The 23,820-nt window shown below is 67.0% G+C and carries 24 protein-coding genes, 1 tRNA gene and 1 pseudogene; 9 read left to right on the top strand and 17 right to left on the bottom strand.

The features are described 5' to 3' along the window. Positions 1-148 precede the first annotated feature (148 nt). From ACEN9Q_RS09830 to ACEN9Q_RS09820, 3 genes are all read left to right on the top strand, one after another. A complete protein-coding gene (locus tag ACEN9Q_RS09830) occupies positions 149-625 on the top strand; it encodes a TadE family protein (protein ID WP_495628245.1) in 477 nt (158 codons plus the stop codon). A 63-nt stretch (positions 626-688) separates the two neighbouring features. Then, complete coding sequence (locus ACEN9Q_RS09825; RefSeq protein ID WP_495628244.1) at positions 689-2,182, top strand: pilus assembly protein TadG-related protein; 1,494 nt, start codon at positions 689-691, stop codon at positions 2,180-2,182. Next, a complete protein-coding gene (locus ACEN9Q_RS09820; RefSeq protein WP_495628243.1) occupies positions 2,179-2,775 on the top strand; it encodes a TadE/TadG family type IV pilus assembly protein in 597 nt (198 codons plus the stop codon). The genes ACEN9Q_RS09825 and ACEN9Q_RS09820 overlap by 4 nt, the downstream gene beginning before the upstream one ends. Here ACEN9Q_RS09820 and ACEN9Q_RS09815 read toward each other — a convergent pair. From ACEN9Q_RS09815 to ACEN9Q_RS09780, 8 genes are all read right to left on the bottom strand, one after another. Continuing rightward, positions 2,772-3,161 (bottom strand): RidA family protein, encoded by a 390-nt coding sequence (locus tag ACEN9Q_RS09815; RefSeq protein ID WP_056449303.1) that lies wholly within the window; start codon positions 3,159-3,161, stop codon positions 2,772-2,774. The two genes, ACEN9Q_RS09820 and ACEN9Q_RS09815, sit on opposite strands and share 4 nt — an antisense overlap. After that, positions 3,161-4,318 (bottom strand): acyl-CoA dehydrogenase family protein, encoded by a 1,158-nt coding sequence (locus ACEN9Q_RS09810; protein ID WP_495628242.1) that lies wholly within the window; start codon positions 4,316-4,318, stop codon positions 3,161-3,163. The genes ACEN9Q_RS09815 and ACEN9Q_RS09810 overlap by 1 nt, the downstream gene beginning before the upstream one ends. 1 nt (position 4,319) lies before the next feature. Next, positions 4,320-5,174 (bottom strand): enoyl-CoA hydratase family protein, encoded by an 855-nt coding sequence (locus ACEN9Q_RS09805; protein WP_495628241.1) that lies wholly within the window; start codon positions 5,172-5,174, stop codon positions 4,320-4,322. 15 nt (positions 5,175-5,189) lie between these two features. Further along, positions 5,190-5,681: a MarR family winged helix-turn-helix transcriptional regulator gene (locus tag ACEN9Q_RS09800; RefSeq protein WP_495628240.1), complete on the bottom strand. Its 492-nt coding sequence runs from the start codon at positions 5,679-5,681 to the stop codon at positions 5,190-5,192. Continuing rightward, positions 5,678-6,433 (bottom strand): SDR family NAD(P)-dependent oxidoreductase, encoded by a 756-nt coding sequence (locus tag ACEN9Q_RS09795; RefSeq protein WP_056449315.1) that lies wholly within the window; start codon positions 6,431-6,433, stop codon positions 5,678-5,680. The genes ACEN9Q_RS09800 and ACEN9Q_RS09795 overlap by 4 nt, the downstream gene beginning before the upstream one ends. After that, positions 6,433-8,817 carry a bifunctional salicylyl-CoA 5-hydroxylase/oxidoreductase gene (locus ACEN9Q_RS09790; protein ID WP_495628239.1) on the bottom strand — a complete coding sequence of 795 codons (2,385 nt, stop codon included), beginning with the start codon at positions 8,815-8,817 and terminating at the stop codon, positions 6,433-6,435. Before ACEN9Q_RS09790 ends, ACEN9Q_RS09795 begins: the two co-directional genes overlap by 1 nt. Beyond that, positions 8,814-10,439 carry a benzoate-CoA ligase family protein gene (locus ACEN9Q_RS09785; protein WP_495628238.1) on the bottom strand — a complete coding sequence of 542 codons (1,626 nt, stop codon included), beginning with the start codon at positions 10,437-10,439 and terminating at the stop codon, positions 8,814-8,816. Before ACEN9Q_RS09785 ends, ACEN9Q_RS09790 begins: the two co-directional genes overlap by 4 nt. A gap of 106 nt (positions 10,440-10,545) precedes the next feature. Continuing rightward, positions 10,546-11,022, bottom strand: a complete 477-nt coding sequence (locus tag ACEN9Q_RS09780; RefSeq protein WP_495628237.1) for a porin — start codon at positions 11,020-11,022, stop codon at positions 10,546-10,548. Here ACEN9Q_RS09780 and ACEN9Q_RS09775 point away from each other — a divergent pair. The 3 genes and pseudogenes from ACEN9Q_RS09775 to ACEN9Q_RS09765 all read left to right on the top strand — a co-directional run. Beyond that, positions 10,910-11,569, top strand: a pseudogene (locus ACEN9Q_RS09775) (aconitate hydratase AcnA); the annotation flags it as partial. The gene ACEN9Q_RS09780 and the pseudogene ACEN9Q_RS09775 sit on opposite strands and share 113 nt — an antisense overlap. A gap of 39 nt (positions 11,570-11,608) precedes the next feature. Further along, positions 11,609-12,505 carry a GntR family transcriptional regulator gene (locus ACEN9Q_RS09770; protein ID WP_495628236.1) on the top strand — a complete coding sequence of 299 codons (897 nt, stop codon included), beginning with the start codon at positions 11,609-11,611 and terminating at the stop codon, positions 12,503-12,505. A 20-nt stretch (positions 12,506-12,525) separates the two neighbouring features. Further along, a complete protein-coding gene (locus ACEN9Q_RS09765; RefSeq protein ID WP_495628235.1) occupies positions 12,526-13,260 on the top strand; it encodes an ABC transporter substrate-binding protein in 735 nt (244 codons plus the stop codon). Positions 13,261-13,290: 30 nt separating this feature from the next. Here the strand turns inward: ACEN9Q_RS09765 and ACEN9Q_RS09760 are convergent, their stop codons facing one another. From ACEN9Q_RS09760 to ACEN9Q_RS09740, 5 genes are all read right to left on the bottom strand, one after another. After that, on the bottom strand, positions 13,291-15,453 hold the full coding sequence (locus tag ACEN9Q_RS09760; protein WP_495628234.1) for a galactocerebrosidase: 2,163 nt from the start codon (positions 15,451-15,453) through the stop codon (positions 13,291-13,293). 304 nt (positions 15,454-15,757) lie between these two features. After that, positions 15,758-15,832, bottom strand: a tRNA-Val gene (locus ACEN9Q_RS09755). Positions 15,833-15,902: 70 nt separating this feature from the next. Further along, a complete protein-coding gene (gene dnaQ, locus ACEN9Q_RS09750) occupies positions 15,903-16,610 on the bottom strand; it encodes a DNA polymerase III subunit epsilon (RefSeq protein WP_056449350.1) in 708 nt (235 codons plus the stop codon). 50 nt (positions 16,611-16,660) lie between these two features. Next, entirely contained in the window at positions 16,661-17,101 is a 441-nt protein-coding gene (gene rnhA, locus ACEN9Q_RS09745) for a ribonuclease HI (protein ID WP_495628233.1), read from the bottom strand. A 24-nt stretch (positions 17,102-17,125) separates the two neighbouring features. Beyond that, entirely contained in the window at positions 17,126-17,911 is a 786-nt protein-coding gene (locus ACEN9Q_RS09740) for a class I SAM-dependent methyltransferase (protein ID WP_056449359.1), read from the bottom strand. Between the two features lie 23 nt (positions 17,912-17,934). Between ACEN9Q_RS09740 and gloB the strand changes: the two genes are divergently transcribed. Next, positions 17,935-18,732, top strand: a complete 798-nt coding sequence (gene gloB / locus ACEN9Q_RS09735) for a hydroxyacylglutathione hydrolase (protein ID WP_495628232.1) — start codon at positions 17,935-17,937, stop codon at positions 18,730-18,732. Positions 18,733-18,748: 16 nt separating this feature from the next. Further along, complete coding sequence (locus tag ACEN9Q_RS09730; RefSeq protein ID WP_495628231.1) at positions 18,749-19,393, top strand: 2-hydroxychromene-2-carboxylate isomerase; 645 nt, start codon at positions 18,749-18,751, stop codon at positions 19,391-19,393. Positions 19,394-19,449: 56 nt separating this feature from the next. Here ACEN9Q_RS09730 and aceB read toward each other — a convergent pair whose 3' ends face one another. Then, positions 19,450-21,039 carry a malate synthase A gene (gene aceB, locus ACEN9Q_RS09725; protein ID WP_495628230.1) on the bottom strand — a complete coding sequence of 530 codons (1,590 nt, stop codon included), beginning with the start codon at positions 21,037-21,039 and terminating at the stop codon, positions 19,450-19,452. Positions 21,040-21,212: 173 nt separating this feature from the next. Between aceB and ACEN9Q_RS09720 the strand changes: the two genes are divergently transcribed. After that, positions 21,213-22,139, top strand: a complete 927-nt coding sequence (locus ACEN9Q_RS09720) for a LysR family transcriptional regulator (RefSeq protein ID WP_495628229.1) — start codon at positions 21,213-21,215, stop codon at positions 22,137-22,139. Positions 22,140-22,214: 75 nt separating this feature from the next. On the opposite strand, the gene ACEN9Q_RS09715 is transcribed toward ACEN9Q_RS09720, so the two are convergent. The 3 genes from ACEN9Q_RS09715 to upp form a co-directional block, all read right to left on the bottom strand. Then, positions 22,215-22,418 (bottom strand): cold-shock protein, encoded by a 204-nt coding sequence (locus ACEN9Q_RS09715; RefSeq protein WP_036166698.1) that lies wholly within the window; start codon positions 22,416-22,418, stop codon positions 22,215-22,217. A 295-nt stretch (positions 22,419-22,713) separates the two neighbouring features. Continuing rightward, on the bottom strand, positions 22,714-23,088 hold the full coding sequence (locus ACEN9Q_RS09710; RefSeq protein WP_495628228.1) for an Hpt domain-containing protein: 375 nt from the start codon (positions 23,086-23,088) through the stop codon (positions 22,714-22,716). After that, positions 23,085-23,735 (bottom strand): uracil phosphoribosyltransferase, encoded by a 651-nt coding sequence (gene upp / locus ACEN9Q_RS09705; RefSeq protein WP_495628227.1) that lies wholly within the window; start codon positions 23,733-23,735, stop codon positions 23,085-23,087. Before upp ends, ACEN9Q_RS09710 begins: the two co-directional genes overlap by 4 nt. Positions 23,736-23,820: the final 85 nt, after the last annotated feature.

Genomic DNA, 23,820 nt, shown 5'->3' with positions numbered 1-23,820 from the left:
TAACCAGAAGGCGCGGTGGCGCCGCGGCGGGTCGACCGCCAGGTCCGCGCGGCCTGGGGCATGCGCTAGCGCAATTGGGCCAAGTCAAATATCCCCTGAACACGGGGACTAGAATCGGCAGAGGGCCAATGATCCTGAAGAGGCGGAAATGTTAACGCGACGCAAATTTTCCAGGAATGCCGCGAGCGGGTATATCGCTGTCGAAATGGCGTTTGTCCTGCCGATCTTCATGCTGCTGTTGGCCGTTCCCTTCTTTTTCGCCCGCGTGTTCTGGTATTACAGCGTCGGCGAAAAGGCGGCGCACGACGCCGCCCGCTATTTGTCGATGGCGAACCAGGCGGAAATGCGGACCTATGGCGGCGGTTTCAGCGAGGCCAAGGTGCCGGCGGTCGCCCGCTGGATCGCGCAACAGGAACTCGAGGAGATTCTTCCGTTCACGGACGGCATCAACATCACGCTCCTGTGCGACTCGATCGTCTGTGGCGGCGCCGTGCCGGCGACGGTACGCGCCGATATCCAGATCGGCCTGCATGACACGATTCTCAGCCCATTGACGTCGGAATATCTGGGCAATACCAACATGACCCTCAACAGCCACGTCACGATGCTTTACGCCGGGGACTGACCGATATTCCCGGTCTCGATCTGGCGCGGGCCCGTTCGAATAATGCGGAGTCGGAGAAAACGTATGGAAACGATCAACAGCGTAGCGGCCGCCCGGCCGGCGCCGCGGCCTGCCCCGGGCATGCCGCTTCGGCAGGACGGTGCGATCGGGATCATGTTCGCCGCCGGGCTCATTATCATGATCGGCTTTTTTGCCCTGGCCATCGACCTGTCCCAGATGTACAACCGCAAAATGGAATTGCAGAATGCGGCGGATACGGTGGCATTGGCGGCCGCGCTGGAACTCGACGGCACGACCCAGGGCATTACCAACGCGCTGCAGAAAGCGGCGGACCGCTTTACCGCGGCGCCGCCCGCCGGGCTCACTTACCACTACAACAACAGCGCCATGAGCTGGTCCGATGCGGCCATCGAGTTCGGCCGGGGTCCGGCGGGACCGTGGAAATCGGCCTCGGAGGCAAAGACACAGCCCGACGGACTGCTCTTTGCGAAAGTCGACACGAGCGGCCTCGATCAAGACTACGGCAAGGTCACGACGCTGTTCGCCCGGACCCTCACGCGCTCGTCCGACGCGTCGACCAGCGGCCGCGCCGTCGCCGGCCGCGCGGCCGTCAAGGTCACCCCGCTGGGCATCTGCGCCATGCGCAGCGAATCGCATCGCAATCACAACGGCGAACTGGAGGAATACGGCTACCGCCGCGGCGTGGCCTACAATCTGCTCGACCTGAACGTGCCCGCCGCCGCCGCCGGGAAGACGTTCCTCGTCAATCCGTTCGCGAACAGCGCCGTGATCAGCGACGTGGCCACCCTCGCCCCTTTCGTCTGCACCGGAACGATGGCAATGACCCGGCTGACCGGCGGCAAAGTCACCGTCTCGTCCCCGTTTCCGATCGGGAGCCTCTATTACTACCTGAATTCGCGCTTCGGTTCCTACAGCGCGCCGCTGGCCGCATGCGACGCCCGCACGGCCCCCTCGGACGCGAATATCAAGGAATATCCCTACAACGGCAGCAACTCCTGGATGCGCGTCACACCGACGGCGCAATCGGCCGCCCTGCTGCTGGATACGGACAGGCGCTGGACCGTCGCGGGCCCGGACACGGCGCCCGGCGGCACGACGAATGCGCAATTCGGCGTGCTGTGGTCGTACGCAAAGGCGGTTCCCTATGCCGCCTACCAACAGGCGGGCGAACCGGAACCGGCGGGCGGCTACAGTACCTACGATACGTCCGCCTGGGCCACTTTGTATAATCCCGGCCAGCCCACCACGTCGACGACGACGCCGTACCCCACGAGCCAATCCACGCCCACGCCCTATTCGTACACGAACGGGACGACCTTCTTCAAGACCTCCCCGGCGGGGAACAAGAGCGTACGCAACCGGCGCGTCCTGAACCTGCCGTTATTGGAATGCCCCGTGTCCGGCAGCAAGGCGACCGTACTCGGCATCGGCAAATTCTTCATGCCGGTCGCCGCCACCAGCAACTCGCTCTACGGCGAATTCGCCGGACTCGTTCCCGAGCAATCGTTGGGCGCCCAAGTGGAGTTGTACCCATGAAGACCTTATCGACCCTGCGCCGGCAGCGCCCGGCGCGACAACGGGGTGTTGCCGCCATCGAGTTCGCCTCCGTCGCCGTCATCTTCTTCCTGCTGTTTTTCGGCATCATCGAACTGGCGCGGGCCATGTACCTGTGCAACACCCTGCAGGAAGTCACGCGCAGGGCGGCGGCACTCGCCGTGAACACGGATTTCAGCGACGCCGCGGCGATGCAGAGCGTGCGTCAGCAGGCCGTGTTCCGCACGTCCCCCGGCCTGCTGGCCTTCGGCGACCCGATCACCGACCAGAACGTCAAGATCGACTACCTGCAGATACCCTCGGACTCGTCGGTGCCCGTATCGATGACCGGCACATTGCCCGCCAGCCCCCAGGAAAACCGCGTGAACTGCATGCGCGATCCGAACGCCGTGAACTGCATCCAGCTCGTCAGGGTGCGCATCTGCCTCGCCGGCGGCGACAGCGGCAGCTGCGACCCCGTGCCCTACAAGGGCCTCGTGTCCCTCATCCCCCTCGCATTCAACCTGCCACGGGCCACCACGATCGCCAAGGCCGAGACGCTGGGCATGCCGCCCGGGATGCCGTGCGGCTGCTAGGGCACCACGGCCGTCGCCTCGATTTCCACCCGCGCGCGGTCCTCGATCAGCGCCCGCACTTCGACGGCCGTCATGGCCGGATAATGGGCGCCGATGATCTCGCGGTAAGCCGCGCCCAGTTCGGCCGACGCCGCGAGGTATTCGCGCTTGTCGACCACGTACCAGGTCATGCGCACGAGATGCTCGGGCCCCGCCTGCGCCTCGCGCAGCACGGCGACCACGTTGAGCAGCGCCTGGCGCGCCTGGGACGCGAACCCGTCGCTCTCGAATTCGCCGCGCGCGTTCCAGCCGATCATCCCGCTCACGAACACGAGGCGGCCGCTCGCCGCGATGCCGTTCGCGTAGCCGCGCGGGCGCGGCCAGAGCGGTGGTTGCAGGATCTCCATCACGTTCCTTCCTTGGCTTCGCGCAGCAGTTCGCGCGCGATGATCAGTTGCTGCACTTCGGTGGCGCCCTCGTAGATGCGCAGGGCGCGGATCTCGCGATAGAGCCGCTCGGCCGGATGGCCGCTGGTGACGCCCAGCCCGCCGAACATCTGCACCGCCGCGTCGATCACCTGCTGCGCCGATTCCGTCGCCGTCATCTTCGCCATCGCCGCTTCCTTCGTCACTTTGGCACCGCGGTCGCGCTGCCACGCCGCGCGGTACGTCAGCAATGCGCCCGCATCGATCGACGTCGCCATCTGCGCGAGCTTCGCCTGCGTCAGCTGGAAGTCGGCCAGGGTCTGGCCGAACATCCGGCGGTGCTGTGCATGCGCCAGCGCCTCGTCGAACGCCCGACGCGCGAAGCCCAGCGCCGCCGCCGCGACGGACGTGCGGAACACGTCGAGCGTCGCCATCGCCACCTTGAAGCCCTGCCCCGCCAAGCCGATGCGCTGCGCGGCCGGCACCCGGCAACCGTCGAAACGCAGCCGTGCCAGCGGGTGCGGCGCGATCACGGCGATGCGCTCCGCGATCGAGAATCCCGGCATGTCCGCGTCGACGATGAAGGCGCTGATGCCGCGCGCGCCCGGCGCCTCGCCCGTGCGCGCGAACACCACGTAGAAATCCGCGATGCCGCCGTTGGAGATCCACGTCTTGTCGCCATCGAGGACATACGCATCGCCGTCGGCCCGCGCGGCGCAGCGCATGGCGGCGACGTCCGAACCGGCATCCGGCTCCGACAGCGCGAACGCCGCGATGGCCGCGCCGCGCGCCACGCGCGGCAGGTAGCGCTCGCGCTGCGCGTCCGTGCCGAACAGGCTGATGGCGCCCGCGCCAAGACCCTGCATGGCGAACGCGAAATCCGCGAGGCCATTGTGGCGCGCCAGCGTCTCGCGGATCAGGCAGATTGCACGGGTATCGATCGCCGTCCCCGCGCCCGCGATCGCATGCCGCAGCCAGCCGCCTTCGCCCAGCAGGCGCACGAGGCGCCGGCAATCGGCGTCGACGTCGGCGCCGTGCAGGCCGCGCACGGTGTGCCCCGCCCACTCATCGAGCGCCGCCTCCAGGTCGACGTGCCGTCCTTCGAAGAACGGCCACTCGAGATAACCCTTGTCCGCCATGTCAGTCCCCCTCGAAGCCCGGCACCGACTTCGCCACGAAGGCGTGGTAGGCGCGGTGGAAGTCGTTGGTCGCCATGCAGATGGCCTGGGCCTGGGCCTCGGCCTCGATGGCGTCGTGGATCCCCATGTTCCACTCCTGCTGCAACATCTTCTTCGTCATGCCGTGGGCGAACGTGGGGCCCGCGGCCAGGCTGCGCGCCAGTTGCAGCGCCTCGCCCACCACCTCGTCCGGCGCGCACAGGCGGTTGAAGAAGCCCCAGCGCTCGCCCTCCTCGGCCGACATCGAACGGCCCGTGTACAGCAGTTCCGCGGCCCGTCCCTGGCCGATCAGGCGCGGCAGGATGGCACACGCCCCCATGTCGCAGCCGGCCAGGCCCACCTTCGCGAACAGGAACGCGGTGCGGGCGCGCGTGCTCGCGAGGCGCAGGTCGGACGCCATCGCCAGGATCGCGCCGGCGCCCGCGCACACGCCGTCCACGGCCGCCACGATCGGCTGCGGACACGCCAGCATCGCCTTCACGGTGTCGCCCGTCATGCGCGTGAAGGCCAGCAGGCCGGGCATGTCCAGGCGCGTGAGCGGCCCGATGATCTCGTGCACGTCGCCGCCGGAGCAGAAATTGCCGCCCGCGCCCGCGATGACGATGGCCTTCACGTCGTCCGCGTATGCGAGCGCGCGGAACAGGTCGCGCAGCTCCGCGTAGGAGTCGAAGGTCAGCGGGTTCTTGCGCTCCGGGCGGTTCAGCGTGATGGTGGCCACGCCGTCCGCCGCTTCGAACAGGAAATGCTCGGCGCGGTAATCGGCCAGCGTCGTGCGGTTGCGCGGCAGCGCATGCGGGTCGCCCTGCAGGTAACGCATGGTGTGCTCCTGGTTTTAGTCGTCGTTGTCGTTCAGATGCCGCTTCATCGTGTCCAGCAGCGCGATCATCTTCGTCTTGTCGGCGGCGGGGATGTCGCGGAACAGGTCCGCGACCCAGCCTTCGTGCACGGCCGCCATGCCGGCGAACGTCGTGCGGCCCAGCGGCGTGAGCTTGACCATGTACGCGCGCCCGTCCTGCGGATCGGCCACCCGCACGACCAGCCGTTCGCGTTCCAGCTGGTCCGCGATGCCCGTGACGTTGCCGCCCGTGACCATCATCCGCTTCGACAGCTCGCCCATCCGCAAGCCGTCCGGATGGCGCTCCAGCTGGGCCATCAGGTCGAAGCGCGGCAGCGTGATGCCGAACGTGGCGCGCAGGCGGCCGCGGATCGTGGCCTCGACGCGCGTCGTGCAGGCCAGCATGCGCAGCCACAGCTTGAGCGCCTGGTGATGCTCGCCCGTCAGGCGCGCCGTCAGGTCGGGCGGGGCATCGTGCGCGGGCTTCACATGACCTCCCCGCCGGCCACCGCGATGGCCTGGCCGTTCAGTGCGGCCGCACCGGGCATGCACAGCCAGGCGACCGCGTGCGCCACTTCGTCCGGCTGCACCAGCCGGCCCTGCGGATTCGCGGCCGCCAGTCCGGCGCGCGCCTGTTCCTCGGAGCGGCCGGTCTTGCGCGCGATGTTGGCCACGGCGTCCGCCACGATGTCCGTCTCGGTATAGCCCGGACAGACGGCATTCACGGTGACGCCGCGGTGCGCGACTTCCAGCGCCAGCGCGCGCGTGAGGCCGACGAGGCCGTGCTTGGCCGCGCAATAGGCCGCCACGTAGCGGTAGCCCGTGAGGCCGGCCGTCGAGGCGACGTTGACGATGCGTCCCCAGCCCGCGTCCGCCATGCCCGGCAGCGCGGCCTGGATGCAGTGCCAGGCGCCGGTCAGGTTCACGTCCAGCATGCGCTGCCACAGCGCGTCATCGGTACGTCCGAACGGCGCCGACGCCGCCTGGCCCGCATTGTTGACGAGGATGTCCACGGCGCCCGCGTCCGCGAACGCTTGCGCGACGCCGGCCGGATCGGTCACGTCCAGCGTCCGCCACGCCGCGCCGCCGCCCAGGCCGGCCGCCGCCGCTTCCAGTGCGGCCGCGTCGCGCGCCATCAGGGTCACGCGCGCGCCCTGCGCCAGCAAGGCGCGCGCGATCGCGAGGCCGATGCCGCGGCTGGCGCCCGTCACCACGGCATGTTTTCCAATCAAAGTGTCCATCAGCCCTCCAGCAGCCGCGCCGCGACCTGTTGCGGCGACAGGCCCGCGCCGGCCGCCGCCAGCTGGCGCTCGCGCTCCAGGTTGCGTTCCAGCTGGGCCTTGCCCGCCAGGTACTGCCTGGGCCAGGCGATGGCCGTGAAGCCGATCCGCGCGGCTTCCGCCAGGGTCCATGCGGGATTCGCCAGGTGCGGCCGGCCCACGGCGCACAGGTCGGCGCGCCCGGCCGCGATGATGCTGTTGGCGTGGTCCGCCTCGAAGATGGAGCCGACCGCGATCGTCGGAATGCCGGCCTCGTTGCGGACGCGGTCCGCGAACGGCGTCTGGTACATGCGTCCGAACACCGGTCGCTCCTGTTTGCTCACCTGGCCCGACGAGCAGTCGATCATGTCCGCGCCGGCCGCCTTGAACAGGCGCGCGATCTCCACCGCGTCCGCCGGGGTGATGCCGCCTTCGACCCAGTCGTGGGCCGAGATGCGCACGCTCATCGGCCTGGCCGCCGGCCACGCGGCCCGCATCGCGCGGAACACGCGCAGCGGATAGCGGCAGCGGTTTTCCAGGCTGCCGCCATAGTCGTCGGTGCGCCGGTTGGTCAGCGGCGAGATGAACGACGACAGCAGATAACCATGCGCGCAATGCAGTTCGAGCCAGTCGAACCCCGCCTCGGCGGCCGCGCGCGTGGCGCGCACGAAATCGGCCTCGACGCGCGCGAGATCGTCGTCCGTCGCGGCGCGCGCGACCTGCGAGATGCCCGGCAGGTATTGCTGCGCCGAGGCGGCGATCAGCGGCCAGTTGTCCGCGGGCAGCGGCTGGTCGATGCCGTCCCACATGGGCCGCGTCGAGCCCTTCGGGCCCGCGTGGCCGAGCTGGATGCCGATGCACGCGTCCGTATGGCCGTGCACGAAGTCGACGATGCGCCGCCACGCCGCCGTGTGCTCGGGCGCGTACATGCCCGGACAGGCCGGCGTGATGCGCGCGTCGCTCGACACGCAGGTCATCTCCGCCATCACCAGCGCGGCGCCGCCCATCGCGCGGGCGCCGAGATGCACGAGGTGGTAATCGCCCGGCACGCCGTCGACGGCCGAATACTGCGCCATCGGCGAGACGACGATGCGGTTCTTGAGGAACACGTCGCGCACGCGCAGCGGCGTGAACATCGGCGGCACGCGCACGCCTGGCGGCAGGTCCACGCCCGCGCGCGCGCAGGCCCGCGCGGCGAACCAGTCCTCGAAGTGCGCGACGTAGCCGGGATCGCGCAGGCGCAGGTTCTCGTGCGAGATGCGCTGGCTGCGCGTGAGCATCGAGTACGCGAACTGCTCCGCGTCCAGTGCCGTGTAGCGCTCCACGTTTTCGAACCATTCCATCGAATTGCGCGCGGCCGACTGGATCTTCAGCACTTCCACGGCGCGGCTGGCCTGGTAGGCGTCGAGCGCCGCGCGCGTGTCGCCCCCATTGCCGCCGTGGCTGCCGAAGCAGCGCGCCAGTTCGATCGCGTCTTCCAGCGCCAGCTTGGTGCCGGAGCCGATCGAGAAGTGCGCCGTGTGCGCCGCGTCGCCCATCAGCACCACGGGGACGCCGTCGTTCCAGTGCACCCACCGTTCGCAGACGATACGCGGGAACGCGATCCAGATCGCGGCGCCGCGCCGGTGGGCCGCGTTCGACAGCAGCGGATGCCCGTCCAGGTGGTCCGCGAACAGCCGTTCGCAGAAGGCGATGGCCGCCTCCTGCGGCATGTCGGCCAGGCCGGCCTTGCGCCACACCTCGTCCGGCGTCTCGACGATGAAGGTCGACGTCGCGCCGTCGAACTGGTAGACGTGGGCCTGGAACCAGCCGAACTCCGTCTCCTTGAACACGAACGTGAACGCGTCGAACTTCTTTTTCGTGCCCAGCCACACGAAACGGCAGCGCCGCGTCTCGACGGTGGGCCGGAACGTCGCCGCATAGCGCGTCCGGATGCGGCTGTTCAGCCCATCGGCGGCGATCACGAGATCGGCGCCATAGCGCGCCGCGACGGCCTGGTCGTCCTGCACGTCCGTCTCGAACACGAGCTCCACGCCGAGTTCCTCGCAGCGCTGCTGCAGGATGTTCAGGAGCCGCTTGCGGCCGATGCCGCAGAAGCCGTGGCCGCCCGACGTGATCCGTTCGCCCTTGAAGAACACGTCGATGTCGTCCCAGTGGTTGAACGCCTGCAGGATGCTGAGCGCCGTCGGTTCGTCGGCCGCGACCAGGTTGCCCAGCGTCTGGTCCGAGAACACGACGCCCCAGCCGAACGTGTCGTACGGCCGGTTGCGCTCGACGACGACGATGCGGTGCGCGGGCTCCCGCTTCTTCGCCAAGAGGGCGAAATACAGGCCGCCGGGTCCGCCGCCGATGCAGACGATGTTCATGACAGTCGTAGTTTGAAGCGCTGCAGCTTGCCCGTTTCCGTGCGCGGCAGCTTGTCGGTGAAGCGCACGACGCGCGGATATTTGTACGGCGCGATCTGCGCCTTGACGAAATCCTGCAGTATGCGCGCCGTGGCGGGCGTCGGTTCGTGGCCGGGCTTGAGGACGACGTGCGCCTCGACGATCTGGCCGCGCTCCTCGTCCGCCCGTCCCACGACGCCGCACTCGGCCACCGCAGGATGCCGCAGCAGCGCTTCTTCGACCTCGGCGCCGGCGATGTTGTAGCCGGCCGAGATGATCATGTCGTCCGTGCGCGAGCGGTAGTAGAAATAGCCGTCGGCGTCCATCTCGTAGCTGTCGCCCGTCAGGTTCCAGCCGTCCAGCACATAGTCGCGCTGGCGCTCGTCCGCCAGGTAGCGGCATCCCGTCGGGCCCTTGACGGCCAGGCGTCCGGTCACGCCCGGGCCGACGGGATGGCCGTCGTCGTCGAGCACGCAGGCGCGGTAGCCGGGGACCGGCTTGCCGGTCGCGCCGGGACGGATGTCGGCGCCGGCGGCGGAAATGAAGATGTGGAGGATCTCGGTCGCGCCGATACCGTCGATCATGTCGATGCCGGTGGCCGCTTTCCAGCCCTCGCGCGTGGCCAGCGGCAGCGCCTCGCCGGCGGACACGCATTTCTGCAGCGAACGCAGGTCATGGCGCGCAGCGAGCGGCGTCATCTGCCGATAGAACGTCGGCGCCGTGAAGCAGACGGTGGCCCGGAAGCGCTCGATTGCGGCCAGCAGTCCCTCGGGCGTGAGCTTTTCGAGCAGCACGCCGGCCGCACCCACGCGCATGGGGAACAGCAGCAGCCCGCCCAGGCCGAACGTGAAAGCCAGCGGCGGCGTGCCGATGAAGACGTCGTCCGCGCGCGCCCCCAGGGTATGCGGCGGAAAACAGTCGCAGATGGCCAGGATGTCGCGGTGGAAGTGCATCGTACCCTTCGGGACGCCGGTCGTGCCGGACGTGAAGCTGATCAGGCACACGTCGTCGGCCGCCGTCGCCACGGGCGCGAACGGCGCATCGTGCCGCGCCATGCGGGCCTCCAGCCCATCCGGATGGCCGGGGTCGTGGAAATACACGACGGGCGGATGGTCCTCGACCTGCTCGAATTCCGCCGCCAGGCTGCGCGCGCACAGCACCGCGTTCACCTTCGCCTTGTCGAGAATGATGCCCAGTTCGCGCGCACGCAGCAGCGGCATCGTCGGCACCGCGACGAGTCCCGCCTTGAACACGGCAAGGATCGCGGCCGCCATCGTCGAGCAGTTCGCCCCGCGCAGCAGCACGCGGTTGCCGGGCACCAGCCCCATGTCCGCGCGCAGCACGTGGGCGATGCGGTCCACCTGCGCCTGCAGCTCGGCATAGGTCCACGTCAGCGCGTCACCCAGCACGGCGCTGCGCGCGCCGCGTCCGGCCGCGACGTGGCGGTCCAGCAGCTCCGCCACGCAATTCAGGCGCGCCGGGTACTGGAGCCCGGGCAGGTCGAACACGAGGTCCGGCCACAGGTCGACGGGCGGGAGATGGTCCCGCGCGAACGTGTCGATGTGGGCCGATGGACTCAACTCTGCAGCGGACATGCCCGTCATGAAGCGCCCCCGGAGAAAAGATCGGTCGATGCGTACCGGGAGATACTTTAAGCCTAAAGCAATTCCGGCGGCAAGCGGAATCGAACGGTGGCGTGCGCGGCGCCGTTCAGAAGGTGTGGACGATACCCAGGCGCGCCTCGTGCTGGCTCGCGCCCTTGGCGTAGGCGTTCAGCGCGACCTGGCTCTCGTTGCGCGTCCAGCTCGCGGACGAATAGAGCGTCGTGCGCTTGCTGAGCGGGTAGCTGTAGCCGATGCCGGCCTGCTGGGCGACGCCGTACGCCAGGTCGCGCAGGTCGCTGCGGTTCCACGACGCGATCACGGTGCCCGTCGGCACCGGCACGGTCACGCCCAGCAGCGTGTTGCGGATGTCCGTCGCGCCGGCCGCGGCCAGCTTCGTGTCGCCGTAGCCCGCATGCAGCTTCATGAAGCCGAGGTCGTAGACGACGCCCGCCAGCGCATTCCTGACGCGCACGGTGGATGCACCGAGGCCGGTGGCAGCGACGATGCCGCCCAGCTGCGTCGTCGGCGACGAGCGCGACGACCTGAACGTGTTCGCCTCGCGCCGCGGCAATTGGGAAGTCATGGTGCGCGCCGCGTTCTACAGCAAGTCGCTGCGCAACCTGTTGTGGCCGGAGTCGCCCGTCGGGCAGACGCTGCACGTCCCGAGCGGCACGGTGGCGCCGATCTTCGACGTCGCCGGGCGCTACCGCGACGAGGGCGCCGCGGTCGTGCTGTTGGCCGGTGAACGCTACGGCACGGGCTCGTCGCGCGACTGGGCCGCGAAAGGCCAGCGCCTGCTGGGCATCCGCGCCGTGCTGGCGCAAAGCTTCGAACGCATCCACCGGTCGAACCTGATCGGCATGGGCATCCTCCCGCTGCGCGTACCGCCCGAATGCGCGCCGGACCGCCTGCGCATCGTGCCGGGCGACCGGATCGGGATCGATGCCCCGGCGGATGCGATCGGGCCGCGCGCGACGATCACGGTACGCGTGCTGCGCGCGGACGGCGGCGTCGAATCGTACGCCGCCACGGCCGCCGTCGAGACGCGGCTCGAAGTCGACCTGCTACGCCAGGGCGGCGTGATTCCGTACATCCTGCAAAAGTCCATCGCCGGGCAGCGTACGTCATAATATTCGGAAGAGGCCCGCGGGCCGTCATCCACGAATACCATGAACGCCGAAACAACGATCCCGAAACAGATCATCGAACTGATCAAGACCGAAGCCTGGGAGGCAGGCAGCCACCTGCCGGCCCAGATGCTGGCGGACCGGCTGCGCGTGTCGCGCCAGCCGGTCAACAGCGCGCTCGCCCTGCTGCACGACAGGGGCATCGTCACGCGCGAACGCAACCGCGGCTATTTCGTCGCCACGTCGCTCGACGAGCCGGTCGCGAACATCGTCGAGCGCCTGGGCCTGGACGAGCCGGACGTCGTCACGAGCGTGTATTTCAGGATCGCCGACGACCTGTTGAAGAACGAGCTGCCGCAAGCGTTTTCCGAGCAGCTGATCAAGACCCGCTACGGCCTGACGGCCGCGCAGCTGAACGCCGTGCTGGGGCGGATCGCCAAGGAAGGCTGGGCCGAGCGCAAGCCCGGCTACGGCTGGACCTTCTCGACGATGCTGACGACGCCCGACAGCCTGCTGCAGTCGTACCGCCTGCGGCTGGCGCTGGAGCCGGCCGCCCTGCTCGAGCCGGGCTACAGGCTGGACCGCAAGATCCTCCAGCAGTGCCGCGAGACGGAGCTGCGGCTGCTGGACGGCGGCATCGAGACGGCAACCGCGGACGAGCTGCACGACCGCGGCGTGCGCTTCCACGAAAGCCTCGTCGAAGCGTCCGGCAACCCCTTCTTCATCGATACGATCAAGCGCGCCAACCGCGTGCGGCGCCTGCTGTCCTACCGCTCGATGACGAAGCGCGACCGCTACCCCGAACACTGCCGCCAGCACCTGCACATCCTCGACCTGCTCGAACGCGACCGCAACGAGGAAGCCTCCGCCTTCATGCGCGAGCACCTGGAACACACGCTGCGCTCACTGGCGAAAATCGAACACATCCTGCAACCCTGAGCCCCCATCCGACACCGACCATGACACCTTCGCCCTCCATCCGCTCCGCCTTCACCCCGACCGGCACGCTGCGCGCTGCCATCAATCTGGGCAATCCCATCCTCGCGCACCAGGGCGCGGACGGCGGCGCGCGCGGCGTGTCGGTCGACCTGGCCGCCGAATTCGCGCGCCTGCTGGGCGTTGACCTGGAACTCGTCGTCGTCGACGCGGCCGGCAAATCGGTGGACGTCGTCGCATCCGGGGCCGCGGACGTCGGCTTCTTCGCCATCGACCCGGTACGCGGCGCGAACATCGCGTTCAGCGCGGCGTATGTGCTGATCGAAGGCTGCTATCTCGTGAAGGACGCGTCGCCCATCCGCGCCAACGAAGAAGTCGACCGGGCGGGCAACCGCGTCGTCGTCGGCAAGGGCAGCGCCTACGACCTGTACCTGACGCGCACGCTGCAGCACGCGCAGATCGTGCGCGCGCCGACCTCGCCCACCGTCGTCGACACCTTCCTGGCATCGGGCGCGGACGTGGCGGCCGGCGTCAAACAGCAACTGGAAGCGGATGCACGGCGCTCCAGCGGCCTGCGGCTGCTGGAGCGCCGCTTCATGGTCATCCAGCAGGCGATGGGCACGCCGAAAACCCGCGGCGAGCAGGCGGCCGCGTTCCTCGCGCAGTTCGTCGAACGGATGAAGGCGGGCGGATTCGTGGCCGACGCCCTCGCCCGCCACGGCGTCGAGGGCGCGTCGGTCGCGCCGGCCGCAGGTTGACCGGACGCCGCGTGCGATGGCCGGCGCCGCTCAGTCCTTGCCCGGATAGAGCGGCGCCTGTCCGGGCAGCGCCTCGGTGGCGGCCGGCAGCGGGCCATCGATGCGGTTGACGACGACGTTGTCGAAATACGGCATGCTGAAGCCCCGGTTCGTCGGCCCCGCCATCAGGCCGGCCATCCCGTGCCCGTAAAGCGCGTCGTCGGCCTGCACGACCAGTGTGCCGTCGACGAAGCCGCGGATGGTCGAACCTTCGAAGCGCAACTTGAGCGTGTGCCAGCCGTCGCCGCCGGCGGCCGCACCGGTGGCCAGCACCTTCTCGCCGCCCTCGCCGGCCTCGTCCTGCGCCTTGATCAGGGCCTGCTGCTCGCCGTCGCCGACGAGCGCCTTCTTGTCGGCCTTGCCGCGCACGACGACGAGGCTCACGCGGCCTCCCGCCTCCAGCTGCAGGTAGTAACCCTTGGGGATGGTGCCGAAGCCGGTGCCCACGTGGTTCACCCGGCCCATCACGGCCGCGGATTCGCCGGGACCGACATGCACGTCCGCGCCGGCCTCGTAATCGGTCCACGCATCGTCGCCGATGATCGTATAGGGCTTCCATTCCGGCGCCCAGGAAAGTGTCGGCACGGGCACGGCCTGATGCAGGCATGTCCCGGGCCGTGCCGGACAAGCGGCCAGTTCGAACGCGCCGGCGATGTCCGCGAAATAGCGCGGCAGGTAGCCCCACCGCCGCGGGTGCCCATACCCGTCGAACGTCTCGCGGTAGGGGAACGGGAATGGCCGCAGCGGCGGCACGTCGGCGAAGCCGCCCTTGCGCTGGCCGCGCGTCGTCGTGAGCGAATACACGGCGTTCGGTTCGAGCGTCAGCGCGACCGCCCCGCCGACGGGCACGAGATCCGCCTGGCGCGCGAAATAGTCGTGCGTATTGCTGCGCCAAACGGCGAGGCTCGTGTGCGCCAGGCCGCGTCCGACCACGAAGCGCACCTGCTGCGGCGCCGTGGCCTTGCGGGTCTCGACGATCACGCTGTAATCCTTGCCGGGCGATTTCAGCGTGACATACGTGCCGCCCCCGGCCAGGTCGCCGCTGGCACCATTCAGGTAGGTCCAGCCGACGCGCGTGAACTGGCCATAGTGGGCATAGCCCCACAGGCTGGGGTTCGGTTCGTAATGGCCGCTCCACGGCCAGTTGGCGCGCAGCGCCGCTTCCTTTTCGCCGGAATAAGGCTCCATCGTGTACAGGCCCGCGATGCCGTACCAGTTGACGAAGCGCGTCATGCCGCTGCGGATATAGTTCTCGTTGAACGATTCGACGTTCCCGATCAGGCCTTCGTAGCCGGCCTTGTAGACATGCGCCTCCGTGTTCCAGAGCGGCTTGCCCAGCCGCGCCGCCGTGGCGCGCACGCCGGCGGGGACGGTCGAGGTGTCCGTGTTGACGTGCGCGCCGATCGCGCCGATCGCCGCGGCCAGTTCGGGATCGGCGTCGAGGTCCTTGACGAAGTCGAACTTCCATTCGTCGGGCCAGTTGTCGAATGCGTGCAGCCTGACCTTGCCGAATCCGTTGCCGTCCAGCGTCTTGCGCATCGCCTTGACCAGACCGTAGCTGACACCCTTCTCGTTGCGCACGCCGAGCGCGTCCATCTGGAGCCCATAGACATCGCGCAGGCCGCGCAGCCACGTCACATAATAATCCGCCGTATCCTGCGAGAAGAAGCGCGCATCGCCACTGCCGCCGCCGAACAGGCCGCCGCTGTCGCCGATCCAGCCCGGCGCGCTCCAGATGGTGCCGTCCAGCGCCAGCAGCGGGTTGCGCTTGTGCGCCTCCGTCATCACCCACCAGGTGTAGCCGCGGTCGTAGTTCAAGTCGCCGCGCGTGTGCATGTGGCTGGGCATCGAGCCCTGGGTCGAGTTGCCGTCGCCGGGAATTTCCACGTACAGCGCGCTCACCGAGGCGCCGAAGTCCGGCTTGTAGATCAGGTCGAGGATCTGGCTGCGTTGCGGTTCCGGGTAGTCCTTCAGCAGCACGGACGTGCCGCCGCCGCCGTCGACGACGCCGAATCCTTCGAACCGCCTGCCGCCGGCGTCGCCCTCGAGTTGCACGGTCTGGACGGCACGCGCCGGCTCGGCCGCGCGCGCTGCCATCATCACGGACAGTCCGCCCAGTGCCGTCATCAGCAAGCGGGTCAAGCGGGTATGCATGGATGCTCCATAGGTTGTCGACATCTCCGAAGATCACGTTGCCCGATCTGCCCCGGAACGCGTCGGATGCGAGTGTCCGCGGGCCGGATGCGCCTGCGAACGTGAGCGTCGATTGTAACCCAAGCAGTGGTATCGCTCACATCCTGGTGCCTGCGACGGCACCCGCAACGCCACGGTGCACGCCATGGACGCGCATTTGCGGCGTCTGTTGGCGGAACGGGGATACCGCCGGGAGAAAACAAAAAGGCCAGCTGATCGCTGGCCTTCTGTCTTGTCCCGACTCGTTGAATCGGGACCCGAATCCTGGTGGGCGGTGCAAGTTTCGAACTTGCGACCCCAGCAGTGTGAATGCTGTGCTCTACCCCTGAGCTAACCGCCCTACTTTCTACTGCTTTGCTGCGATTGCATCGCTGCAATGACGAGCATTATAGGGGGCGTTTTGCGTTTTGTCACCCCTGCGGAGAATATTTTCTCCAAACACATTCGCCTTTCACGCCTTTGTCGAGCGCGGCGAGGATGTTGTCGTGTTCGGCGAGGTCCTCGGCGCTGGCCGGGACCACGAGGATGTCGCCCAGCGGACCGGCTTCCAGCACGAGGCCGCCGCTGCCCGCTTCGACCTCGACGTCCATCGACAAGGTGTTCTGGCCGCGCGTCATCGCCAGGTAGACGTCGGCCAGCAGCTCCGAGTCCAGCAACGCGCCGTGCAGCTTGCGGTGCGCGTTCGAGATGCCGTAGCGGTCGCACAGCGCATCCAGCGAGTTGCGCTTGCCGGGGTGCAGTTCCTTGGCGTGCACGAGGGTGTCGATCACGCTGGAACAATGTTCGACGAATGGCGGCAGGCCCATGCGTTCGAATTCGTGGTTCAGGAACGCGAGGTCGAACGGCGCGTTATGGATGATGATCTCGGCGCCCTGCACGAATTCGCGCAGCTCGTGGGCGATCTCGTGGAATTTGGGCTTATCGCTGAGGAATTCGGTCGTCAGGCCGTGGACCGCCAGCGCCGCTTCGTCCGAGTCGCGCTCGGGATTGATATAACGGTGGAAGTTATTGCCGGTCAGCTTGCGGTTGAAGATTTCGACGCAACCGACTTCGATGATGCGGTCGCCGGTGCGCGGATTCAGGCCTGTGGTTTCGGTATCGAGGACGATTTGGCGCATGCGCGTGAAGACTCAAAAAGCGTTAAGAAGAACCAATTAGTATAGCAAAATCAGCGCTTTACCGAAGCCGCGCCCATATTCGCCAGCACGTCCGCGCGCTCGTTGCCGGGGTGGCCGTTGTGCCCGCGCACCCAGCGCCATTCGACGGCGTGCTGCTGCTGGGCGGCGTCGAGGGCCTTCCACAGGTCGTCGTTCTTGACCGGCTCCTTCGCCGCCGTCTTCCAGCCGCGCGCCTTCCAGCCGTGGATCCATTCCGAGATGCCCTTCTGCACGTACTGGCTGTCCGTATGCAGCACGACCTCGCACGGCCGGTTGAGCGTGGTCAGCGCCTCGATCACGGCCCGCAATTCCATCCGGTTGTTGGTCGTGTTCGGCTCGCCGCCGAAGATCTCCTTTTCGTGGCCGCCATCGGCCACGAGCAGCGCGCCCCAGCCGCCGGTGCCCGGATTCCCCTTGCAGGCGCCGTCGGTAAAAATCTGAACTTTGGTCATGCTGCGCTTTCTTCCTTGTACGTGTTACTTGTGATGTTCGTTGCGGTTGGTCGCCGGCACCGCCTGCGGCGCCTTGCTCGGCTTCTTGTTCCAGGCCGGACCGATGATGTGCATGCCCTTCACGCGCTTGATCGCGTGCACCATGTACACGGCGCCGAGATACGGCCACCAGCGCCGCCCCGCCCCTTCGACGAAGGCGAACCGGTTGAGCCACTGCGCGGTCCGGAACGGCGGCGCGTAACAGCCGAAATGGCTGCGCGTGACGCCGAGATTCAACAATTTTAACCAGTCTTTCAGGCGCGGCATAGAAATGAACTCGCCCGCGGCCGGCAGGTAGTCGCTGCTCGTGATGCGCCCCATCCCCTGGCGCACGCCCCACAGGCTGGCCGGATTGAAGCCGCAGATGATCACCTGGCCCTCCGGGATCAGCACCCGCTCGACCTCGCGCAGCACCTGGTGCGGCTCGGCCGCGAACTCGAGCACGTGCGGCAGCACGACGAGGTCCAGGCTCTGCGACGCGAACGGCAGGTCGGCGAAGTCGAGCGCCACCGCGATCTGCTTGCCCTTCGTCGCATAGGCCAGTTCGTCGGCCGTCGAGGTGCGCGTCGCCGCCTGCCATTTATTGGGCATGCGGTTGGCGGCCAGCGCGTCGATCTGGGGCACGCCGATCTGGATCGCGTTGAAGCCGAAAATATCGACCGTCAACTCGTCCAGGCACGCCTGCTCCCACGCGCGCACGTACGCGCCCGCCGGCGATTGCAGCCAGCGGTCGAGCGCTATAATGGATTTTTCGGATGCCGCGCTGTCCATGCCCAACCTTTATTCATACCCCTATGACTCCCTCGCCCACTGAACTTGCCGTACTGACCGTGCCAGCGTTCAAGGATAATTACCTGTGGCTCATCCATGACGGGGTCCATGCGGCTGCGGTCGATCCGGGCGACGCCGAACCGGTCCTCGCGGCCCTGCGGGCAAATGGGCTCACCCTGACCGCCATTCTACTCACCCATCACCATGCTGACCACATCGGCGGCGTGATGCGCTTGCTCGAACACAGCAACGTGCCCGTGTTCGGTCCCCGCAACGACGGCATCGCGCTGGTCAATCATCCGCTGGGCGAAGGCGATCGCGTCCGGGTGCCCGGCCTCGCACTCGACCTCGCCGTGCTGGACGTCCCCGGCCACACGAACGGCCACATCGCCTATGTCCGCGAGGACGGCGGCGCCCACTGGCTGTTCTGCGGCGACACGCTGTTCGGCGGCGGCTGCGGCCGCCTGTTCGAAGGCACGCCCGCGCAGATGGCGGCGTCGCTGGCCAAGCTGGCCGCCCTGCCCGACGATACGCTGATCTATTGCGCCCATGAATATACCTTGTCCAACCTACGCTTCGCCGAAGCGCTGGAACCGGGCAACCGGGCGCTGCAGATGCGCATCGCCAACGACAGCCAGCTGCGCGGCACGCACCTGCCGACGATCCCGTCGACGATCGCGATCGAAAAGGCGACCAACCCCTTCCTGCGCACGCGCGAATCCACGATCATCGCCAGCCTGGCGGCGGCCGGCCGCCTCGGTGCCGATACGGACCCGGTGGCCGTGTTCGCCGCGCTGCGCGAGTGGAAGAACGTGTTCTGAGCGCGCCGTGATCGCGGTGCGCTGCTATGCCGATCCGGTCAGTCCGTATGCATGGCTGGGCCTGCGCGATCTCGACCGCATCGAGGCGGCAGGTGCGCACATCGTCGTGGTCCCCGTGCTGTTCGCGGGCCTGTTGAGCGCGCACGCGAATATCGGCCCCGCCGAGGTGGAGGCCAAGCGCCGCTACCTGTTCCGCGACGTGATGCGCGAAGCGGCCCGGCGCGGCCTGCCCTTCGCCGGGCCGCCCGGCCATCCGTTCAATCCGCTGACCGCGCTACGGATGTGCACGGCGGTGGACGAGGACGCGGCACGGCGCAGGCTGCTGGTCGCGTTCACCTGCGCGACCTGGGAGCGGGGCGAGAACCTCATGGACGATGCGACGCTCGTGCGCCTGGCGGACGAGGCCGGGCAGGACGGCACCGCCCTGCTGGCGGCGGCGCGGACGCCGACCATCAAGCAGGCGCTCGCGGATGCGACGGCACAGGCGGCGGAGGAGGGTGTGTTCGGGGTGCCGACGTTCCGGGTCGGGGACGATGCTGCGCTGTTCTGGGGCGCGGACCGGATCGACGCCCTGCTCTGGCGCCTGCAGGGCAACGGGATCGATGAAGCGGTGTTGCGGGAATTCGTCGGCCGGGCGCCGCTGGCGCAGCGCAAACGTTGACGACGCAACAGCTGACGACGCAACCGCCGTCACCTGCGGTTGCGTCAAAGGCACGCTCAGATTTCTTCGTACAGCGGCAGCGTCAGGAACTCGGCGAAGTCTTCCGACGTCGACATCTGTTCGAAGATCTCGGCGGCGCGGTCATAGGTCGGGCTGTCGCCGTTCGGGGCGGCCGCTTTCGCGTTGGCCAGCTCTTGCGGGATCATCGCACGCACCATCTCGGCAGTGACCTTGCGGCCGTCTTCCAGCACGCCCTTCGGCGAACGGATCCACTGCCAGACCTGCGAACGGCTGATTTCGGCCGTGGCGGCGTCTTCCATCAGGTTGTGGATTGGCACGCAGCCGTTGCCGGCGAGCCAGGCGCCCAGGTAGTGGATGCCGACGTTGATGTTGTAGCGCAGGCCCGCTTCGGTGATCGGAGTTTCCGGACGGAAGTCCAGCAGGTCCTTGGCCGTCACCTCGACGTCCGGACGCTGCTTGTCGATCTGGTTCGGACGGTCGCCCAGCACCTTCTTGAATTCCGTCATCGCCAGGTCGACGAGGCCAGGGTGCGCGACCCAGCCGCCGTCGTAGCCGTCGGTCGCGTCGCGTGCCTTGTCGCTGCGCACGCCGCCCATCGCGACTTCGTTCTTTTCCGGATCATTCTTGATCGGGATCAATGCCGACATGCCGCCGATCGCCGGCGCGTTACGCTTGTGGCAGGTCTTCAGCAGCAGCAGCGCGTAGGCACGCATGAACGGCGCCGTCATCGTGACCTTCGGACGGTCGGCCAGGCAGAAGTCCTTGTCCAGCTTGAACTTCTTGATGCACGAGAAAATATAATCCCAGCGGCCCGCGTTCAGGCCGGCACTGTGTTCGCGCAGTTCGTACAGGATCTCGTCCATCTCGAACGCGGCCACGATCGTCTCGATCAGCACGGTCGCCTTGATGGTGCCTTGCGGCAGGCCCAGTTCGTTCTGCGTCATGACGAAGATATCGTTCCACAGGCGCGCTTCCAGGTGCGATTCCATCTTCGGCAGGTAGAAGTACGGACCGGCGCCGCGGGCCAGTTGTTCCTTGGCGTTGTGGACCATGAACAGGGCGAAGTCGAAGATGCCGCCCGAGATGCGCTTGCCGTCGACGAGCACGTGCTTCTCGTCCAGGTGCCAGCCGCGCGGACGGACGACCAGCGTGGCGACCTTGTCGTTCAGCTTGTATTGCTTGCCGTTCTGTTCCAGCGAAATCGTCTTGCGCACGGCGTCGCGCATGTTCAGCTGGCCGGTGAGCTGGTTGTCCCAGTTCGGGGTGTTCGAATCCTCGAAGTCGGTCATATAGCTGTCCGCACCCGAGTTCAGCGCATTGATGACCATCTTGCGTTCGACCGGACCGGTGATTTCCACCCGGCGGCACTCCAGCGCCTTGGGAATCGGGGCGATCTTCCAGTCGCCGTTGCGGATGTGCGCGGTTTCCGGCAGGAAGTCCGGACGCTCGCCGGCATCCAGGCGTTTGGCGCGCTCGACGCGGGCAGCCAGCAATTGCTGGCGGCGCGGCTCGAATTCGCGGCTCAGTTTCGCTACCAGCGCGAGCGCTTCCGGCGTCAGGATCTGTTCGTAGCCGGGCTTGATCTCGGCCCGGATTTCCATTCCGGCTGGGGTGGCGATGGTCATTGCTTTCTCCTGTTCTAGTATGAAATTCGGCTTTACCGCACCGGCTTGGCACAAGCCGCCTTGGCGTTTGATATTGCTTCAAGTATATTCACTATTACTCGCCTAAACGAGACAAAAAATATATTCATTTGTGCGTTTTTGTCACAGATCAACACCAGACTCGGGGATTTCCGTTGGACCATTTTCGTCAGATATCGACGTTCGTCGAAGTCATCGCCCGCGGCAGCCTGTCGGCCGCGGCACGGGCCGAAGGGATTGCGCCGGCCATGATCGGACGCCGCCTGGATGCGCTGGAAGCGCGGCTGGGCGTCAAGCTGCTACAGCGTACCACGCGCAAGCTGGCGCTGACGGACGAAGGCGCGGCGTTCCTTGAGGATTGCCAGCGCATCCTTGCCGAGCTCGAAGAAGCGGAAGCGGCCGTGTCGGAACGGAGCGCTCGGGCGACGGGGCACCTGGTCGTCTCCGCGCCGGCCGGCTTCGGGCGCCAGCACGTGGCGCCGCTCGTGCCCTCCTTCCTCGCCGAACATCGCGAGGTGAGCGTCAACCTGAACCTGTCCGACCGCGTCGTCGACGTCATCGGCGAAGGCGTGGACATCGCGATCCGCATCGCCAGCCTGACGGACTCGAACCTGGTCGGCGTGAAACTGGCCGACAACCACCGCGTCGTCGTCGCCACCCCGGGCTACCTGAAGCGCTACGGCACGCCGCAGACGCTCGACGATCTCGGCAAGCATAATTGCCTGGCGATCAGCAGCCAGGGCAGCCAGCGGGGCTGGACGTTCCGCGACCACGGCAAGATCGTCACGATAAAGGTGGGCGGCAACATGGTGTGCAACGACGGCGCCGTCCTGCACGACTGGGCGATGGCCGGCCGCGGCCTGGCCTGGCGGTCGATGTGGGAAGTCAGTTCGGAAATCGAAAGCGGCCTGCTGGTGCCGGTGCTGGAGCAGTTCGCGGCGCCGGGCAACGATATCTATGCCGTGTTCGCACAGCGCCGTCACCTGCCGCTGCGGATCCGCGTATTCGTCGATTTCCTGCGCCACGCCTATTCGCAGCCGGATTACTGGCGGAACAGCCTGGGCAAGATGCGGGAGATATGAACGCGATGCCCTGAAACGGATGGGCAAAAAAAAATCCTCGGAGACCCGAGGATTTTTTGTCAGACATTCAGCCGATTACAGCGGCTGGATGTTCGATGCTTGTTTGCCTTTCGGACCAGAGGTCACGTCGAAAGAAACGCGCTGGTTCTCTTGCAGCGACTTGAAGCCTTGCGATTGGATCGCCGAGAAGTGCGCGAACAGGTCTTCGCCGCCTTCGTCCGGGGTGATGAACCCGAAGCCTTTGGAGTCATTGAACCATTTTACGATGCCAGTTGCCATTACAATTTCCTATTTCAGTTGAAGTGGACAGAAGTCCGTTTACGATCGTTTGAAGAAGCAAGAAACAAATGACAGACTAACTGCACTGCTACCGCGAATCCAACGATCCCTAATTATACCGAATAAACCCGCACGTACACGGTTTTCGCAAAATAAAACCGGGATCAGTAACAATTCCTATCATCAACCTTTTACCGATCCCGTTTGCTTCGGCAGTACGCAAAATATAGGGCATGGAAGCAGATAAAGTTTGTCCTAAATCAAACGATTCAGGGACAGCTTCTTTGCCGTAACGCTAAACGGCCGAGTCGTCGCCGGGATAGGCCGCTTTCGGGTCGACGATTCCCCAAGCAACGAACACGTCCAGTTCGGCCAGCCATGCATCCCATTCCTGCGGCGCAACGCCATCGAACGTCATCAGGACGCGCAAACGCTGTTCCAGCATGCGCGCCTGCTGACCGAGGATGCGGAAACCGAACGTGGCGGATGAGCCGGCCAGCGTATGCAGCACCGCATGCATTTGTTCGATCAGCGCCGACGGCGGATGACTCGAATCGAATTCGTTGCGCGCAGCCGACAGGCGCCCGAGCGTCTGCGGCAGGCTCGCCGCAAATTTATCGTTCAGCTCCGCCAGGCGCGCGAAGAACTCCGCATCCGCACTCGCACTCATTTGGTGCCGAAGATACGGTCGCCCGCGTCGCCCAGGCCCGGCACGATGTACGCGTGGTCGTTCAGGTTGTTGTCGAGCGAGGCGACGTACAGCTTCACGCCCGGATGCGCCTGGTGGAACACCGCGACGCCTTCCGGCGCCGCGACGAGGGCGAGGAAGATGATCTGGTCGTCCGTCACGCCGCGCTTTTTCATCACGTCGACCGCGTGCACGGCCGAGTTGCCCGTCGCGACCATCGGATCGCACAGGATGAATGTGCGCTCGGCCGTGTCCGGCAAGCGCACGAGGTATTCCACGGGCATGTGCGTATCCGGGTCGCGGAATACGCCGATGTGGCCCACGCGCGCCGACGGCACCAGCTCCAGTAGGCCGTCGCTCATGCCGATGCCGGCGCGCAGGATCGGCACGATGGCCAGCTTCTTGCCCGCGATGACGGGCGCATCGATCGTCATCAGCGGCGTGTCGATCTCGCGCGTCGTCAGCGGCAGGTCGCGCGTGATCTCGTAACCCATCAGCAGCGTGATCTCCCGGAGCAGTTCGCGGAACGTGCGCGTGGACGTGCCGCGGTCGCGCATGTGCGACAGCTTGTGCTGGATCAGGGGATGGTTGAGGATGAACAGGTTCGGGAAGCGCGGATCTTGTTTCATGAGTGGGAGTCGTGCGTAGGCCGTCACTTGTGGCGCCGGCATGGTTTTCGGTAAATGGCGAGCATTATCCCAGCCACGCGCCCGT

It is taken from the genome of Massilia sp. Masssp93 (assembly GCF_059491295.1).
Note: the sequence above shows the minus strand (reverse complement) of the source record. Positions and strands in the feature narration are given on the sequence as shown.